Below are 16,347 nucleotides of genomic sequence, written 5' to 3'. Positions count from 1 at the left end.
CATAGGTAGCGGCTGCAATTCCAGACCGCGCGCTTTCGCTTAGAGCGGAGTCTGAGTACGGACGTCAAATTTGCCTGGACTGATCGGTGCCGTGCGCCAACGCTCACCGAATCCCTTGTAGGTCTGCTCGACAGATCCGTCAGCGTGACGACCGCGTGTCCGACGCCCCATTGTCTAAACTCTCCAGCCGCACTCAGGACAACATGCCATGAAACATGGCGACGATCGCAAGCAGCACCAGGACGCAAATCCCAAACCCGATCCACCCGGCGGCCCTCTGATGCATTTCGATCCGCCCGTTCACGTCGCGGCGATAACACGGCCACCGCAATGGCTGAGGAGATGCGCTGAAGGGCTCGACATAGATCCAGCCGAATGAAAGGAACGGCAATGTAGCTCGCGCCACCGCGTATCCGATCAACTCGACCAGCATTCCCAACGCCGACATCGCAGACTCACGCAGCGGTAGAGACTACACTCATAGAACATAACGCGAACATTCGTCAACCGGAGGTTTTACCCCAACAGCTTGTCTCGCTCACACCCAGCCCTGCTCGGCGTAGCGAAGCGGCCGGTTGAACGCGGCCGCCCTGCCCGGCTGCTCGTAGCAAACTGCCATCAGCCCGAGCGCATCCGCGGCATGGCTCGACCAGTCGTGCTCGGGGCCGAGACCGATGTTGCGCGTCTCGTCCTTGCGTTCGTGATAGAAGCCGAGCGCTTCGCGTCCGGGCTCCGTGGTGTCCGCGTTGAACCAGAGCTGCGGCGCGAGCCGCCGCAACGCCTCGATCCGCATCATGGCCGCGCCGGGCCCCTGGTTCTTCACCGGAGGCTCGACTGTAAAGCCGGCTTCGCGCAAATGATCCTCATAGCGCTTGCCGGTGATGTTGCTGGTGGCGATGCCGTCGTGCGGCAGATAGAGGATAGCGCTCTGATAGCCGCGCGAGCGCAACCAGTTGACGTGGAACGCCAGCACCTGGCCGACGCTCTCGTAATAATCGAGAACGCGTATCTCGCTTCCCACCCACTGCACGATCCAGATCGTGAAGGCATCCGCCGAGGCGCCTGCGCCGCCGATGTCGATGAAGGCGCGCAGCGGCAGCAGCGGATCCGCCGCGACCTTTCCGATCCGTCCCCCAGCGCGCGCCTCCGACAGCAGCGAGGCAAAATAGGCGCCCTCGAAGGCGCGCGCATATTCGCCTTCCCATATGTGGTCGTAGCGCTCGGGATAGAGCTTCTGGTCCAGCAACCGTTCCTCCGCCAGCACCTCCGGAAACCATGGATTGTCGCGCCAGTTGGCTTTCACCATCACCGCACCGTCCGGCCGGCGCCCGCGCAGAAAATCGTCGATTGCATCGCTCTTGCGCCGCGGATTCCAGCTCGCCCACAGCTCGGAATCCTTGGCACGGATCGTCGGCCGCAGCAGCGCGAGGCTGCGCGCGCTCAGGCTCTGCGCCTCGTCGATCCAGGCGATGCGGAATCCTTCCAGGGATTTGATCGAGTCCGCCGTGTGATCCTGAAGCCCCCGGAAGATGATCAATCCGTCCCCGGGCGTCTCGATCTTGTCGCTGAACAGCTTGAAGCCGTGGCCGAGATTGAGGTTCGCGATCTTGCCCTCGATCAACCGCTTGGAGGACTGCGCCAGGGTCCGCTGCGCCTCGCGGATACAGACGGCGAGCGTGCCGCGTTCGGCCTGGCAGGTCTCGACCAGGAGCTCGCCGAAGAAATGCGATTTGCCCGAGCCGCGTCCGCCGTAGACGCCCTTGTAGCGCGCAGGTTTGAGCAGCGGCTCGAAAATCTTGGCCGTCGGAATTTTCAGGATGGACACTGGATGCGCTCGCTCGCGTCAGGGCAGGCCGATGCGCCTGCCCACATCGCGGACCAGTCCTCGTTGTTTAGGGGGGGCGGGTTGTCCCTGTGGAGCTTGATTGGAGCCGGCGAGGACGCCGCCGGAAGGTGTAGGCCACGATCCGAACCGTCCCTCGAAGCGGCCTTGCGGCGAAGACGGAAACGAAGCGTCGGGCAGAATAAAAGGCACTGGCACGCCATCACTCGAATTGAAAGTGGATCGATCCGATTTGCCGGCAGTCATCCTTCTCAGGATCCGCACATCTTCGGGACGAGCCGCAGGCACGATATCCGCGTCCTGGAGATACCGCTGATGTTCCGGAACATGAGCTGGCGGGCTCGGCGCGGGCACCTCTCGTTGATTCCAGAATGCCTGGGGATCGAGACGACGCCCGGCGGCATCGATCAATTGATAATGAAGATGATGATCACCTTTCTCCACGTACTCCTCGCGCACTCCCATGTTGCCCATCGTGCCGACCATCTGTCCCGCGACAACCCGATCGCCGATGCTGACATATTGCCTGTGCGTGTGCAGCAGTTCGTGTGACACGCCGTCTGCGTCCCTGATCGCTATGCGACCTGCCGTTCCTTCACCGGCATTGGTCACGATGCCATCGACCGGAGATCGCAGTGCGGGATTCCTGAGATTGATTCTCTGCTGTCCGTTTGGTCCAACGTAGTAGTTCGCATCTACGCCACGATGGGGCGATGTACCAACGTCCCGAATTGCACCGTATGGGCTGGTGGTGTGCGGTTGAAAGCCGTCGGTCGGTGGCAGCATTCGTCGCAGGGCATCTTCCCAAGACATATAAATCTCCACTTCATTGAATGGATTGAGGGCAAGCCAGGCAGCGCCAGAACGCATCCCACTTGCTCAACCTATGGTCGATCCACTATTCTGCCGTTGACGCCCTCGGACAGTTCAACACCAAACCTTGTGCAGGGATGGATTCGTGAAACTGAATCGGATGAAACGCTTCACCTTAATGTTGACGCTTGCCGCGCTTTTGTTGCCGTGCGCTGACCTGTCTATCCACGCCCAGGAAAGCCCCAAGACCGCGCCCGACAGATGGCGCCCAAAAGACGGCGCCTATGCCGCGCCCGGCAAAGACTTCCAGTCGTCCTGCAACGAACTCAATGAGATGACGATCGATCTCCGCGGCAAGTCAGTCCACGGCTATGAATGGGGCTGCACGGTCAAGAAAATGACTGATCTCTCGCCCGGCTCACTGAAGCTCGACATGATTTGCAACGACTACAACCTGGCGCAGGATCTCGAGCCTCGTGATCCCAACTGGGAGACCAGGAAGTTCAAGGAAGTCATGTTCATCAAGCGGATCGATACTGCGACAATCTCCGTCCAGAAGAGCTTGAATGGGAAGCTCAAGGGGCCTCCCTGGCGTGCGGCCTACTGCCCTCTGGAGACGCAGCCCGCCCTTGCCGAAGTCAAACTGGGAGCCAAGATAGAAGCGAACGCCCATCCGCCCGATGGCGTATACGCCGCGGCAGGCGCCGATTTTGAGAAACGCTGCGCGAAGTTCGACGACACCACCGTTTCGTTCTCCGGCAAATCGATCACGACAGCCTGGAACATCTGCAAGATCGAAAAGACGCGGGTTCAGCTTCCCGACACAGTCAGGATCGGCGCGACCTGCACACCGCAGACGGCTCCGGGCCCCGAGGCCGTCAGCGTGCAAGACATGGACTTCACTCCGGACCGTGAGAACCTGATGTTCAAGAAGGTCGACGACAAAACCGTCATCCTCTGGATCATCAACAACGGACACTTCACCGGCGATGGCCGAAAGCTGTCCTATTGCAGCGACCAGGTGCAGCGCGCCTATGCCGCGCAACGCCGGACCAGCAAGCAGACCAAAAACTAGGACTCACCGAAACGAAAAGCCCGCGGAGAGATTCTTCCCGCGCGGGCTGAACCAGACCATTTCGATGATGCCATTCTGCCAGTGTTTTGCCCGACGTCTCAAACGTTCAACCGAAATTCCGAATCGAAGCTTCCGTCGACGGGGGCATCGTGACCGACGCACCGACGTCTCCCGTGTTTTCCGGATGCACGATCACGCGCTCGATCCGGTGCACAAATTCAAGCCCGCCGTCCTCGCCGTTCTCTATCGGCTGCGCGGCCTTGCCCCAGCCGCGGTCGAGAATGGCGTTGGCCGCCGAGACGCGGGCCGCCGGCGTCGCGTCGTCGCTGCGCATGATGCCGACAAGGACCCTTATCGCTGTCCTGGTGTGACTGCGCGCGAGCGAGCGAATTTCGGTGAGCGTCCGCGCCCTTGACGTATTCCTTCGCGCAGGCACGCGCGCCGGAGCGCTCTCGACTTCGCATTCGGCCTCCTCGCTCAAGAAAACGTCTCCCACAGCACGATCGCAACCAGGCCCGCGAGCGCGAGCGATATGAGATAGGCAGTCATCAGCTCTCCACGAGAAAAGAAATGCGCGGCAGATCGCGCGACAAGGCGCGATCGTTTCGGGCGCGAACCCTATCTCCGTGTCCCCGGAGACCGCAGCGGCGCGAGCAACAGGCCCAGCGCCGCGGGCCGGCACGTTCGCGCGTGCACGGCCAGCAAGATTGGTTCGGACGGCGGCACGCCGATCGGCGCTCTCTCAACGCGTATCAAGCGAGTGCGTGGCCGTGATGCGTGGGTCGCCGTCCGATTCTGGATCGAGACGAAAAAACCCGCGGCGGATTTCTCCGCGCGGGTGAACCAAACTCGTCTCGATGATGTCATTATGCCGGTGTTTTGCCCGACGTGTCAAAGCCTGTCTTGAAGCAACAACGCTCGGTCGGAATGAAAAAGCCCGCTGCGGATCATTCCGCGCGGGCCCAACCAAACTCATTTCGATGATGGCATTATGCCAGTGTTTTGCCCGACGTGTCAAAGCCTGACTTGAAACAAGAACGCACGATTGAAATGAAAGAGCCCGCCGCGGATCATTCCGCGCGGGCCCAACCAAACTCTTTTCGATGATGGCATTATGCCGGTGTTTTGCCCGACGTGTCAAAGCGTGTGTTGAAGCAAGAACACTCGATTGAAATGAAAAAGCCCGCTGCAGACTATCCCGCGCGGGCCGAACCAAACTCTTTTCGATGATGCCATTCTGCCAGTGTTTTGCCCGACGTGTCAACGCGTCGAACGCAAGAGAGAACATCGTCCTCCCAACTCAGTATGTGGTGCGCAAGGGGCTTGCTTCAAGTCCCCGACTGTCGCGTAGAACTCCCGACCCAGCAACACGTCGAGGGGTCACGACATGCCTGTACTGCTTCCCACGTCCCGCTCCCGCGGCCGGAGCGAGCAAAGCCACACGCGGAACCCGACGGGGGCCGCGCATGCCGTGGTGATCGCCGGCGGCGGACCGACCGGGTTGATGCTCGCCGCGGAGCTCGCACTCGCAAAGGTCGCCGTCGCCGTCGTCGAACGGCGCGGGAGCCAGGATCTCGTCGGCACGCGCGCCGGCGGATTGCACGCGCGCAGCATCGAGATCCTCGATCAGCGCGGCGTCGCGGATCGCTTTTTGCGCGAAGGACAAATCGTCCAGCTCGCGGGCTTTGCCTGGACGCGGCTCGACATCAGCGACCTTCCCACCCGGCACGCCTATGGGCTGGCGCTGCGGCAGAGCCACATCGAGCGCATCCTGGCCGATTGGGTGGCGGAGCTCCGCGTGCCGATCCATCGAAACTGCGAAGTGACGGGCTTCGTGCAGGACGCGGCCGGCGTCGACGTCATGCTGTCGGGCGGCGGCACGTTGCGCGCAGATTATCTCGTCGGCTGCGACGGCGGTCGCAGCCCGGTGCGCAAGGCCGCCTGCATCGACTTCGTCGGCTCCGATCCGACGCTCAGCAATCTCATGGCCGAGGTCGAGATGCGCGAGGCGCCGGCCTTCGGCCTGCGTCACGACGCGCTCGGCTTTCACGGCCTCAGCAAGAGCGAGAGCGGGCGCGTGCTGGTCGTCGTGACGGAAGCAACGCTCGATCGCACGGGTGAGCCCGGCTTGCGCGATCTCAGCGACGCGCTCATCGCCGTGTACGGCACCGACTTCGGCGTACAAAATCCCGCATGGATCTCCCGCTTCACCGATGCGGCACGGCAGGCTGCGTCCTATCGCAAAGGACGCGTGCTGCTCGCCGGCGATGCCGCGCATATCCATCACTCCGTCGGCGGACAAGGCCTCAACACCGGCCTGCAGGATGCCGTCAATCTCGGCTGGAAGCTGGCGCAGGTCGTCAAGGGCTCCTCGCCGGACAGCCTGCTCGACAGCTACCACGCCGAGCGTCATCCCGTCGCCGCGCGCGTCCTGCGCAACACCATGGCGCAGATCGCCCTGCTCCGCCGCGGCGACGACGGCCTCAAGGCCGCGCGCGACACTGTCGCCGAGCTGCTCGCGATGGACGAGCCGCGCCAGTGCTTCGGCGCGATGATGAGCGGGCTCGACATCCGCTATGATCTCGGCGACGGACACCCACTGCTCGGACGCCGCATGCCGGACCTCGACGTGACGATCGAAGGCAGGCCGCTGAGACTGTTCACACTGCTGCACGAGGCGCGGGCGCTGCTGCTCCATTTTGGAAAATCCAGCGGCGTCGACATCACGCCGCGGGCCGATCGCGTCGAAGTCGTCGTCGCCGACTACGACGGCGGATGGGAGCTACCGGCCATCGGAAAGGTTGCCGCGCCAGAGGCCGTGCTGGTACGTCCCGACGGGCATGTGGCATGGGTCGGCGAGAAGAGCCAACGCGGACTTGCAGAAGCACTCACGACGTGGTTCGGACCGGCTGTTGCGGCGTAGCGCATCTGCAGCTCACACGCGGTCAAAACGCGCAAAGCCCGCGGCATCCCGCGGGCTTGATCCAAATTCCTTTGATGACGTCATTCTGGTGTTTTGCCCGACGTATCCAACGTTCGATCTCGAGCAGCATGGGCGGAACTCCGTAACCAACCGTCAGTCGGGCCGAAGCAGCGGCCGTATCCAGCGCGAGAACCACTCTTCGGCATCATTGCGCGGATTGCCCGGACCATCCGACCCGAAGATCGGCGGCGGGATAAGATAGCTCGGCTCATCCGCGAACGCGCCGATGGGCCTGCTCGTCTGCGGTGACTGGCCGTCAGCGGTCGGCATGCTCCAGTTGCCGAACCGTTCGCTGAATTCGGTGGAAGGCAGATACGGGACTGGCGCACTCCCCGATGTGAAGACGCTGCCCGCATTCGACGCGTTGACGCGGGTGAGACGCCGAACCTCTTCGGGCGCGACTGCTCCCGCGGCGGGAGCTGTCGGGGCGGCTGGCGCGACTTGGGCGGGCATCGCGCCGGCTGGCGTATCGGTCCAGTTGCCAAAGCGAGCGGCGAAGGTGCTGTCAGGTTCCGATTCAAGTGTCTTGTCTTTGGCCGGCGATGCAGGCGCATGCCAGAGAGAGTTGCTTGGGCTTGTCTGAAGGACAGGATTGCTCGAGGAGAACGTATTGTAAGGAGTTGTACCCGTGAAGAAGACGCTGCCGGCACTGGTCCCTGCGCCACCCTCCGCACGAGCCGACGCCGTCCCTGCTAGTCCAACGCCTAACATTCCCCACAGTGGCCAGAGCTCCGGAGCTACAGCCATGAGCGCGGCGAGCCCGGCGACACCATACAGCGCATTAGGCGGCGTACCGCCGGAAGGTGGGTCGGGATCGAGGATTGGTGAGCGCTCGGAGAATGGAAGTGGAGCCCCGGTGGCCGGATCGAACCTGAGAATCAAGGGATCCGGCGTCGTTGCCGTGGTCGGAGGCAATTGACCGAGCCTTTGTTCATTTGGGCTTGGCTCGGGAAAGGCCGGCAGGGCGCCCGTGAAGCGGGGATCACCCCGCGTGAGTCCTTCTTCGTTCAGACCGGAGAGAGAAGGTGAATGGTAGCCCGGGAGCGGAGGAACATCGCTCGGATTGACTGCTGTCGAGCCGGGTAGCCCGCGAGACACGCATCGTTCTGGCGCTGTACCGCAAGCGCGGCTTCGTCAATGGCGATGCGTTTGCCGATGATGTGCCGAGTGCCTTCAACCAGTTCCTGCACCTGAGCCTCTCCGCCTGAGCCGGGCGCAGCCTCTGCGGCGGCCCGCTGCCCGCGCAAGAACAAGCGCCGACGCGCGCCGTTGAGTCGCCATGCACGGATCATTGCCCGACCCGCTGATTGCGCGCGCCGATGCCGCTCTGGACGAAGCAAGGCAGCTTCAGCTGGCACTGTTACGCCAGCGTTCGCTGGCCCAGGCCATTTGCCCCCAAGCCCGCCAGAACCACACGCTGCGATCCGGCCTGCAGCCGGCCGTCGGCATCGCGCTGGTGGTCAGCGCTCATCCCCCGTGGGAGAGATAGACCGTCCGGCCTCGTCGTCGGGCGTCACCTCTTTCGGAGGCGCCTCCTGCGTCTTCCGCCCAAGGAAGGTGTCGGGCAGCGGCTGCTTCAACAGCTCGCGCGCCTCGCGCGTCAGCTCGCGCATGTACTCGGTCTGCTCATGATCGGCAGGCAACGGCCGATACACCGGCATCTGGTGTGCTCCTTCGCTGCAGGCGGGAGCACTCTCGGTCTCTCTGCCACCGACGCCCACGGACAAAGCCTTGGCCGGTGATGGAAGTAAACTGACTGAGGTCGCCTTTGTTCAAAATCGTACTTTGGAATCGCCTGCCTCCAATTGAGTAAGCCACTCAAAACGCTCAGCTTAGCCCCCGAAAATAAATCTGCGGGACATATCAAATGATAGGAGTGCGCCGCCGCCTGAGGCGTAGGGTCACCTCATCACCGCGAGGCCCGTGGCATCAACCGGTGATGAGAACGCCAGTTGCGCTCCCGCCTTACTCCAACGAGGGAGCACCCCATGATGAAGCGGCGTCGTTTCAAACAGACCAACACACTCCATGAACGGCTTGCCGACGAGGCAAAACGGCTTCGCGACGAAGCACGCGCGCTCTCGCCCGGCCGCCGCCGCGAACTCCTGCTGCGCAGGGCGCGGCAGGACGAGACGGCCATGCAGATCGATGCCTGGCTTCGCTCGCCGGGCCTGAGGGCGCCGTCATGACCCAACAATATCGCGCCTATCTCGTCGGCGAGAACGGCGTCTTTCGCTCCGCCGAAGCGTTTGAGGCCTTGTCGGACGAGTCGGCGCTTGCCATCGCGCGGCAATTCACGCGACAGGGCAAGGTGGAGATCTGGCAGCTCGGCCGGAAGGTCGGCGTGCTCGAGGGCGAGCAGTCCTCGCCGCGGATGCTGTCGCGTCAATGATCGCGTGAGTGCGATCGCGTCTTGAGATTCTCGATCTCGAACCAGAATTTCACCTGCATGACAGGACCGCTGGCGTCGCGCACGTCGATCGTCATCGTCTGCCGGCCGCCTGTGAGCGGCGAGGAGAGCACGGCGTCGCGCGCCATGTCGGCCAGCGATTTGGCGGCCTCGGCCCGGACGGCGCGCGGACTGGCCAATTCAAGTCCCTCCTCGTCGAGTGCTATTCCCTTCTCGTCGTGAAGGTCGAAGTAATATCGGGGCATTGCCACATCCTTTTCTCCTAATAGGTCCGGGACGGACAAAGGTTTCCGGCGACGCGAAACTTTTCTCTTGGGATCAAGGGGTTCCGGGAACACGGCCGCTCCGGGCCCGTGACCGGGCGAGAGTCGCCCGCTTGCGCGAACCTCTCACTCCTCCGCAAGCTTGCCCTCGATATAGGCGTCCACCGTCTCGGCGAACGAGCGCTGCACGCCAACAGCAACATCGTGCTGGTCGAGCGTATCGCGCTGAAGCACGCGCAGGCCGCGCCCGCGGGCGCTGACCGGCGCAGTGTTCAGAAACTGATCGATGGCGCCCTTGGCGAGCGGGATGGATTTCGGATCGCCCCTTGCGATCAACAGACGCAGGAGGCTCTGGCATTCGGCCAAACCGGGCATGGAGGCTGCTCTCTCACCCCTGCTGCGATTTCGGCTTTGGGCGCCTGACCGGCTGGGTGTGCGTGCCGAACAGCGCCAGCAGAAACGCGACTTCTTCCTTCGAACCGACTTGGATCATGTTGTCTCTCCTGTTCGCTTCGTTGGTCGGTGTCCGGAGCCGGGCAGTTCAGGACAATCGGGTTTCAGCATTGTTTCAGGCGTGTTTCGTCGGTGACGGGGAGATGCGGCTCACGCAGGCAAACGCTTGAAATGCCGGCGTCGCAGAGAGCGCCGATGCGGGGCGAGCAAACCGGATGAAGCGGCAAACGTTCCTAAGCTCCAGCTCATCTGACGCAAGACCATGCTGCGGCACTCGCACGTGCAAGCCGGAGAAACCAATTCGAATCCCGCTTGTTGTCGCCGGCACATTCACTTTGCCGGAGGACAAGACATGTCACGACTAACTCTGCTGCTCACAACCCTGTTGCTGCTCGGATCGGTGCCGGCCGGCGCCCAGACGCGGCCCGCGCAAAGCGGGCCGGGAAACAACGCCGTCAACAGCTCCGATCGCAACAACTCGAACGCGCCCGTCGCCGGCCGCAACAGCTTCACCGAGGGACAGGCGAAGTCGCGGATCGAGGCGGCCGGCTATTCCAACGTCTCCGGCCTGCAGAAGGACAACGAGGGCGTCTGGCGCGGCAAGGCCGACAAGGCCGGCACCAAGTCCGGCGCCAAGACCGACGTCAGCGTGGACTTCCAGGGCAACGTGAACCCCACCAAGTAAGAGGAGGACTTTTGAAATGACGATCACCATCTCTCGCCTGTACGACAATTATTCCGATGCCGAGCGGGCGGTCACCCGGCTCGAGAGCGCCGGCGTGCCGCACTCCGACATCAGCATCGTCGCCAATAATTCCGACAACTGGTTCAGTTCCTCGCGCGGCAAGGTCGACCGCGACCGCGACGGCGTCGACGATCGCGCCGAAGGTGCCGGCACGGGTGCCGGAATCGGCGCCGGCCTCGGCGGCGCGGCGGGCCTTCTGGCCGGCCTCGGCCTGCTCGCCATCCCCGGCCTCGGACCGGTCGTGGCGGCCGGATGGCTCGCCTCGACGGCGGCCGGCGCTGCCGCCGGCGCGGCCACGGGCGGAATCGTCGGCGCCTTGACCGAGGCCGGCGTCTCCAGGGAAGACGCATCGCGCTATGCAGAGGGCGTTCGCCGCGGCGGCACGCTGGTGTCTGCAAGGGTGCCCGACCAGGACCGCGCACGTCTCGACGCGCTTCTCCACGACAAGTCCGTGAACCTTCAGGACCGCAGCGCGGCCTGGCGGAAAGCGGGCTGGACCGACTTCGACGCGGCAAGCCCACCCTTGTCTCCGGAGGATCTCGGTCGCGAGCGCGAGCTGTACGGCGCGGGCACGCGGCGATAGGCGCAGGCCCATTCGACACGACAAAGGCCCCGCCATGGCGGGGCCTGACAATGTTTTATCCGGCGGCTCAAACTTTATCTTAAATGCAGCGATGCGGATTCGGCGGACTGAAATCTCTTCGCGCCATGCTGGGACAATCGCCTGACGGGGGCGAGCCGGAGAGATCGACTATGTATTACGTCGCCGCTGCATTGCTGGTGCTGTCGGGACTGTTCTATTCGGCGAGCCATCACGAGATCGGCTCGTTCGGTGTCACCATGTGCACCTATGGCGGCGCGTTCTGCGACAACCCGCTGATCGTCTTTTCCGGCGCGGCGCTGGCCAGCGCCTGGGGCATGTTCGTCAGCATCAAGTAGGCCGCACGGGCAGTTCTTCACCCGCGTTCGAATTCCCTCCGGCGCGATGGCGGCCGCGGCCGGGCTGCAGCGCTTGCGATTGTCGGGATGATGACACTCTACAGGTGTTTTGCCCGACGGGTCAAGCCAAGTTATAAAAATCCGAAATGATCGTGGCCAACGGTGCGGAAGGAACTTCCGTTCCCTCATTGGCATTTGCTCTGAAAGCCATTCCGGACCAAGGCCTTTTCCAATGAGTGACGACGCCCTCGCCCCGACGAAATCCTCGCCGACATTCCTGCAAAGGCTGGGGCCAGGCCTCGTCACCGGGGCGGCGGACGACGATCCCTCGGGCATCGCCACCTATTCGCAGGCCGGCGCGCAGTTCGGCTACGGGCTGCTGTGGACGGTATTCCTGACCACGCCGTTCATGATCGCGATCCAGCTCGTCAGCGCGCAGATCGGCCGCGTGACCGGCAAGGGGCTTGCCGCCAACGTGATGCAGGTCGCACCGCGCTGGGCGGTGCTGACGCTGGTCGCCATGCTGGTCGCCGCCAACACCTTCAACATCGCCGCCGACATCGCCGCGATGGCCGAGGCGCTCTCGCTCGTCATCGGCGGCCTCAACCACGAGCACGCGCTGATCTTCGCGGCGGGCTCGACCCTGCTCCAGGTCTTTCTGCCCTATCGCCGCTATTCGCCGGTGCTGAAATTCCTCACTTTGGCGCTGTTCGCCTATGTCGCGACCGCCTTCACCGTCGAGATTCCCTGGAGCACGGCGCTGCTTGCCGCGGTGTGGCCGAAGGCGAATGTCAGCGCGGACTATTTCATGATGGTGGTCGCCGTGCTCGGCACCACCATCAGCCCCTATCTGTTCTTCTGGCAGGCCTCGCAGGAGGTCGAGGAGATGAACCAGGGCACGCGCGACGAGCCGCTTCGCAAGCTGAAGCGCGGCGGAAGCCCGGAGCTCGCGCGCATCAGGGCCGACACCATCTCCGGCATGCTGCTCTCCAACGGCATCGCCTTCTTCATCATCCTCACCACGGCATCCGTGCTGCACGCCAACGGCGTCACCAGGATCGGCTCGGCGACGGAAGCGGCCGAAGCGCTGCGGCCGCTGGCCGGCAATTTCACCTTCGCACTGTTTGCGATCGGCATCATCGGCACGGGCCTGCTCGCCATCCCGGTGCTGGCGGGCTCGGCCGCTTACGGCGTGGCCGAGATCTTCGGCTGGCGGGCGACGCTGGAGGCCAAGCCCGACGAGGCGGCCGGCTTCTACACGATCATCGCGGCCGCGAGCGCGATCGGCTTCGGCCTCGGTTTCACCGGGATCGACTCGATCCACATGCTGGTCTGGAGCGCGGTGCTCAACGGCGTCGTCGCCGTTCCGATCATGGCGATGATGATGCTGATCGTCTCGAGCCGCGCGATCATGGGCCGCTTCAGGGCCCGGGCATGGTTGATCGCGCTGGGCTGGCTCGGCACCGCGCTGATGGCGCTGGCCGTGCTCGCTTTGCTCGGCTCGTCCGCGATCGGCTGACGGGCTTTTCCGCCGAAAGAGACCCGAAAGCGTTCTGGGCCGCAGCCCTGCGGGCTTCACGCCGGTCCCTGGTTGGCCTAACAGTTGTATCCAGGGCCGGCTCGCGACCGGACCACAAGAAAAACAACGCCCGCCAGGGCGACAGGGAGCGACATGACCAAATCGTCAAAAGCAACAAGTCTCGAAATTCTCGCCTGCGATGCCGGCTGGAGAAACTACCACTTCGTCAAGCTGACGACCGAAGACGGCATCGTCGGCTGGAGCGAGTTCGACGAGGGCTTTGGCTCGCCTGGCGTTGGGGCAGCGATCCAGCGCCTCTCCGCCCGCATCATCGGGCAGAATGTCTTCCAGCACGAGCGCATTTACGCCGAGTTGTTCGCGGCGACGCGGCCCGCCGCAGGCGGCGTGGTCGCGCAGGCGCTGGGCGCTATCGAGAATGCCCTGCTCGATGCCAAGGCGAAGTGTCTGGGTGTGCCCTGCTACGAGCTGCTCGGCGGCAAGATCCGCGACCGCGTCAGGGTCTACTGGTCTCATTGCGCCACATGGCGGATCAATCACCCCACCTGGTACAAGCCGCCGATCGAAAACCTCGACGGCGTCAAAGCCATGGGACGCGAGGTGCGCGAGAAGAAGTTCACCGCGCTCAAGACCAACATTTTTTCCTATGACGACGGCAAGCCGACGGGCTGGCGACCGGGCTTCGGCTCGCCCTTCGCGCCCGAGATCAATGTCGACCGGAAGATCCTGCGCGATCTGCGCATGCATCTGGAAGCGATCCGCGACGGCGCCGGCCCCGACGTCGACATCCTGCTCGACTGCAACTTCAACGCCAAGACCGAAGGCTATCTGAAGATCCTGCGCACCATCACGGACCTCGACATGTTCTGGATCGAGATCGACAGCTTCAATCCGCAAGCACTCGGCTATATCCGCAGGCAGAGCCCGCATCCGATCTCGTCCTGCGAGACGCTGCTGGGCCTGCGGGAATTCCTGCCCTATTTCCACGAGCAGGCGATGGACGTCGCGATCATCGACACGCCCTGGAACGGCGTCTGGCAATCCATGAAGATCGCAGCCGCCGCGGAAGCCTTCGAGGTCAACGTCGCCCCGCACAATTTCTATGGTCATCTCTGCTCGATGATGAACGCGCATTTCTGCGCCGCCGTTCCGAACCTGCGCATCATGGAGATCGACATCGACCGCCTTGCCTGGGACCGCGAGCTGTTCACGCATGAGCCGGAGATCCAGAACGGCCATTTGGTCATTCCTGACCGGCCCGGCTGGGGCACCGAGCCGAACGAGGAAGCCTTGCGCGCGCATCCGCCGAAGACGAGCGGCGGACTGCTCAACTACGGTCGCAAGAGCTGAAGCAGGCTACGGCGTCACGGGATTGACGGTCGGGGACGTCTTTGGCCCCGGCCGCGCCGGCTCGATCGGCGACTTCGGTTCGGTCGGGAGCACCGCGGCGCCTGCCGCGCGTGCAGCTTCTCCTGTGGTCGCGTACATCGCGACATGAGCCGGCTGGGTCTTGGCGCGGTTCCAAGGTCCGTGGTCGACGATCAGCATCGCGGCAATCGTCACCCCCGCCACGATCAGCGCAATCACGCCGGGGTGGCGAAGCGCGGTGGAAATGGAGTTCGTGAAACGATCGTTTGCCATTGGAGGGTCCGCTTTTTGCTATCGCAGGTTAATTCAATTGCGCCCCACCCGGTTCCCCCTCATAGCTCAAGCAAGTTCCGAGCCAAAGACGCGGAACTCCGCTTTTCGCCGCTCCAGGCGATGCCGTTGATCGAGGATTCACTCGCCCGGGGCGATCGCGTTGCTCGGCGTCGGTCGATCGGCGATCTGCTGCCCGAACAGGCTGCCAATCAGCTCGACCGCAGTACGCGCGGTCCGGCCGCGCTCGTCCAGAAACGGATTGAGCTCGACGATATCGACCGATCCCACGACTCCGGAATCGTGCAGCAGCTCCATGATCAAATGGGCCTCACGATAGGTCGCTCCGCCCGGCACCGTCGTGCCGACACCCGGCGCGACGCACGGGTCGAGGAAATCGACGTCGAAGCTGACATGCAGCACACCATCGCTCGCCTTCACGCGCTCGATGACGCGGCGGATCAGCACGGCGACGCCGAACTCGTCGATCTGGCGCATGTCGATAACCCTGATCCGGCGTGCGCGCATCAGCTCCTTCTCGAGCTTGTCGATCGAACGCGCCCCGAACAGATCGAGCCTGTCGGGGTCGATCGAGGCGCGCGGATCGTCGCCCAGCAGGCCATCGAGGCCCGGCTCGCCGCACAGGAACGCGGCCGACATGCCGTGCATGTTCGCCGTGATTGTCGTTTCCGGCGTGTTGTAGTCCGCATGCGCATCCAGCCAGAGCACGAACAGGTCGCGTCCGCGCTCCTGCCAATGACGCGCCATCGCATTGACCGAGCCCATCGACAGCGTGTGGTCGCCGCCGAGGAAGATCGGCAGCGCACCAGTTTTCGCAATCGCGTAGCCCCGGCGGCTCAACACGCGTGTCCAGCGCTGGATTTCGCGGTAGTGGTTGGCCTTTTCGGGGGGCCTGTCTGCGAGGTCCCGGACCTCGGCCACCGAAAGATCGCCGTGATCGACGACCTCGAAATCGAGGCTTTCGAGCAGGGTCGCAAGCCCTGCAGTCCGCAGTGCCGCGGGGCCCATCAAGGTCCCGCGCTGCGAAGCTCCCATGTCGATGGGAGCGCCAAGCAAGGCGATGCGCCGGGCTCGATCCGTCATGGTTCGGTCGGTCACGGCTGTCTCCTGAGATCAGCAAGGTTGAGCCAGCCTAACAGAGATTCGCACCCGTCGTTTCACGGGGATCGCCTTCGCCTTGTCGGAACAAAATCCCGCACGCCGAATTGCCCATCTAAGGCCGGCACCCGCCGTAAATCACGGCGCCTGGCGCGGATAGCCAAAGGTCATTGGACCCGCTGTTCAGAACGAGCGCTCGCGCGGATAGCCAAAGGTGCCGGCCTCCGCCACATCAGCATGTCCGGAGGTCGCGCGCTTGAGCACGGAGATACCGCAATCCACTTCCCAGCCCGGCATGGCCGAGCGTGCCGTTGATGCGGCGACGGATGTATCCCGCACGATCGGTGAAGTCGCCGGAGGCCTGCATGCAGCCGTCGACCGTCTGACCTCCGCAATCGAGGAAGCGCGAAAGCCTGGTCGGCCGCTCTCGACGGTCGCGGCGATCACGCGCGAAGCGCCCCTTGCCAGCCTGTTTGTCGCTTTCCTGTTTGGCATAGCCATCGCGCGCCGGCGCTAGAATCGCAATGGG

At 63.7% G+C, this 16,347-nt stretch carries 22 protein-coding genes; 10 read left to right on the top strand and 12 right to left on the bottom strand.

The annotated features are described in order from the left end of the window. Positions 1 to 193: 193 nt before the first annotated feature. From RAD15_RS12110 to RAD15_RS12100, 3 genes are all read right to left on the bottom strand, one after another. On the bottom strand, positions 194 to 433 hold the full coding sequence (locus RAD15_RS12110; protein ID WP_458177591.1) for a hypothetical protein: 240 nt from the start codon (positions 431 to 433) through the stop codon (positions 194 to 196). 105 nt (positions 434 to 538) lie between these two features. Then, entirely contained in the window at positions 539 to 1,825 is a 1,287-nt protein-coding gene (locus RAD15_RS12105) for a PBSX family phage terminase large subunit (protein ID WP_458177589.1), read from the bottom strand. Positions 1,826 to 1,843: 18 nt separating this feature from the next. Continuing rightward, on the bottom strand, positions 1,844 to 2,713 hold the full coding sequence (locus RAD15_RS12100) for a M23 family metallopeptidase (protein WP_458177587.1): 870 nt from the start codon (positions 2,711 to 2,713) through the stop codon (positions 1,844 to 1,846). 103 nt (positions 2,714 to 2,816) lie between these two features. Between RAD15_RS12100 and RAD15_RS12095 the strand changes: the two genes are divergently transcribed. Next, a complete protein-coding gene (locus RAD15_RS12095) occupies positions 2,817 to 3,731 on the top strand; it encodes a hypothetical protein (protein WP_458177585.1) in 915 nt (304 codons plus the stop codon). A gap of 106 nt (positions 3,732 to 3,837) precedes the next feature. On the opposite strand, the gene RAD15_RS12090 is transcribed toward RAD15_RS12095, so the two are convergent. Both RAD15_RS12090 and RAD15_RS12085 read right to left on the bottom strand, forming a co-directional pair. Further along, entirely contained in the window at positions 3,838 to 4,167 is a 330-nt protein-coding gene (locus RAD15_RS12090; RefSeq protein WP_458178000.1) for a hypothetical protein, read from the bottom strand. 306 nt (positions 4,168 to 4,473) lie between these two features. Next, complete coding sequence (locus RAD15_RS12085) at positions 4,474 to 5,019, bottom strand: hypothetical protein (protein ID WP_458177583.1); 546 nt, start codon at positions 5,017 to 5,019, stop codon at positions 4,474 to 4,476. Between the two features lie 99 nt (positions 5,020 to 5,118). Here RAD15_RS12085 and RAD15_RS12080 point away from each other — a divergent pair, with 99 nt between their 5' ends. Beyond that, positions 5,119 to 6,654 carry an FAD-dependent monooxygenase gene (locus RAD15_RS12080; protein WP_458177581.1) on the top strand — a complete coding sequence of 512 codons (1,536 nt, stop codon included), beginning with the start codon at positions 5,119 to 5,121 and terminating at the stop codon, positions 6,652 to 6,654. A gap of 153 nt (positions 6,655 to 6,807) precedes the next feature. Here RAD15_RS12080 and RAD15_RS12075 read toward each other — a convergent pair whose 3' ends face one another. The 3 genes from RAD15_RS12075 to RAD15_RS12065 form a co-directional block, all read right to left on the bottom strand. Further along, positions 6,808 to 7,167 carry a hypothetical protein gene (locus RAD15_RS12075; protein WP_458177579.1) on the bottom strand — a complete coding sequence of 120 codons (360 nt, stop codon included), beginning with the start codon at positions 7,165 to 7,167 and terminating at the stop codon, positions 6,808 to 6,810. A gap of 554 nt (positions 7,168 to 7,721) precedes the next feature. Then, complete coding sequence (locus tag RAD15_RS12070; RefSeq protein WP_458177577.1) at positions 7,722 to 7,904, bottom strand: hypothetical protein; 183 nt, start codon at positions 7,902 to 7,904, stop codon at positions 7,722 to 7,724. A 270-nt stretch (positions 7,905 to 8,174) separates the two neighbouring features. Continuing rightward, on the bottom strand, positions 8,175 to 8,375 hold the full coding sequence (locus tag RAD15_RS12065) for a hypothetical protein (RefSeq protein ID WP_458177575.1): 201 nt from the start codon (positions 8,373 to 8,375) through the stop codon (positions 8,175 to 8,177). Positions 8,376 to 8,702: 327 nt separating this feature from the next. Between RAD15_RS12065 and RAD15_RS12060 the strand changes: the two genes are divergently transcribed. Further along, complete coding sequence (locus RAD15_RS12060; protein WP_458177573.1) at positions 8,703 to 8,903, top strand: hypothetical protein; 201 nt, start codon at positions 8,703 to 8,705, stop codon at positions 8,901 to 8,903. Further along, positions 8,900 to 9,106: a hypothetical protein gene (locus RAD15_RS12055; RefSeq protein ID WP_458177571.1), complete on the top strand. Its 207-nt coding sequence runs from the start codon at positions 8,900 to 8,902 to the stop codon at positions 9,104 to 9,106. The genes RAD15_RS12060 and RAD15_RS12055 overlap by 4 nt, the downstream gene beginning before the upstream one ends. Here the strand turns inward: RAD15_RS12055 and RAD15_RS12050 are convergent. Together RAD15_RS12050 and RAD15_RS12045 are read right to left on the bottom strand one after the other, a co-directional pair. Beyond that, positions 9,100 to 9,369, bottom strand: coding sequence for a DUF6894 family protein (locus RAD15_RS12050; protein ID WP_458177569.1), 270 nt, complete (start codon positions 9,367 to 9,369; stop codon positions 9,100 to 9,102). The two genes, RAD15_RS12055 and RAD15_RS12050, sit on opposite strands and share 7 nt — an antisense overlap. A 144-nt stretch (positions 9,370 to 9,513) precedes the next feature. Continuing rightward, positions 9,514 to 9,762, bottom strand: a complete 249-nt coding sequence (locus tag RAD15_RS12045) for a hypothetical protein (RefSeq protein ID WP_458177567.1) — start codon at positions 9,760 to 9,762, stop codon at positions 9,514 to 9,516. Positions 9,763 to 10,192: 430 nt separating this feature from the next. On the opposite strand from RAD15_RS12045, the gene RAD15_RS12040 reads away from it, so the two are divergent. The 5 genes from RAD15_RS12040 to RAD15_RS12020 all read left to right on the top strand — a co-directional run bounded on the left by RAD15_RS12040 (position 10,193) and on the right by RAD15_RS12020 (position 14,411). After that, entirely contained in the window at positions 10,193 to 10,525 is a 333-nt protein-coding gene (locus tag RAD15_RS12040; protein WP_458177565.1) for a hypothetical protein, read from the top strand. Positions 10,526 to 10,541: 16 nt separating this feature from the next. Beyond that, positions 10,542 to 11,168 (top strand): hypothetical protein, encoded by a 627-nt coding sequence (locus RAD15_RS12035; protein ID WP_458177563.1) that lies wholly within the window; start codon positions 10,542 to 10,544, stop codon positions 11,166 to 11,168. Positions 11,169 to 11,338: 170 nt separating this feature from the next. Further along, a complete protein-coding gene (locus RAD15_RS12030) occupies positions 11,339 to 11,524 on the top strand; it encodes a hypothetical protein (RefSeq protein WP_458177561.1) in 186 nt (61 codons plus the stop codon). Positions 11,525 to 11,756: 232 nt separating this feature from the next. Continuing rightward, positions 11,757 to 13,043, top strand: a complete 1,287-nt coding sequence (locus RAD15_RS12025; protein WP_458177559.1) for an NRAMP family divalent metal transporter — start codon at positions 11,757 to 11,759, stop codon at positions 13,041 to 13,043. A gap of 153 nt (positions 13,044 to 13,196) precedes the next feature. Further along, a complete protein-coding gene (locus RAD15_RS12020) occupies positions 13,197 to 14,411 on the top strand; it encodes a mandelate racemase/muconate lactonizing enzyme family protein (protein ID WP_458177557.1) in 1,215 nt (404 codons plus the stop codon). Positions 14,412 to 14,417: 6 nt separating this feature from the next. Here the strand turns inward: RAD15_RS12020 and RAD15_RS12015 are convergent, their stop codons facing one another. Together RAD15_RS12015 and rocF are read right to left on the bottom strand one after the other, a co-directional pair. After that, positions 14,418 to 14,702, bottom strand: coding sequence for a hypothetical protein (locus tag RAD15_RS12015; protein ID WP_458177555.1), 285 nt, complete (start codon positions 14,700 to 14,702; stop codon positions 14,418 to 14,420). A 138-nt stretch (positions 14,703 to 14,840) separates the two neighbouring features. Next, positions 14,841 to 15,818, bottom strand: coding sequence for an arginase (gene rocF / locus RAD15_RS12010; RefSeq protein WP_458177553.1), 978 nt, complete (start codon positions 15,816 to 15,818; stop codon positions 14,841 to 14,843). Positions 15,819 to 16,074: 256 nt separating this feature from the next. Here rocF and RAD15_RS12005 point away from each other — a divergent pair, with 256 nt between their 5' ends. After that, complete coding sequence (locus RAD15_RS12005) at positions 16,075 to 16,335, top strand: hypothetical protein (RefSeq protein ID WP_458177551.1); 261 nt, start codon at positions 16,075 to 16,077, stop codon at positions 16,333 to 16,335. Positions 16,336 to 16,347 lie beyond the last annotated feature (12 nt).

Source organism: Bradyrhizobium sp. 14AA, from assembly GCF_054185205.1.
This window is presented reverse-complemented; position numbering and strand designations above follow the sequence as displayed.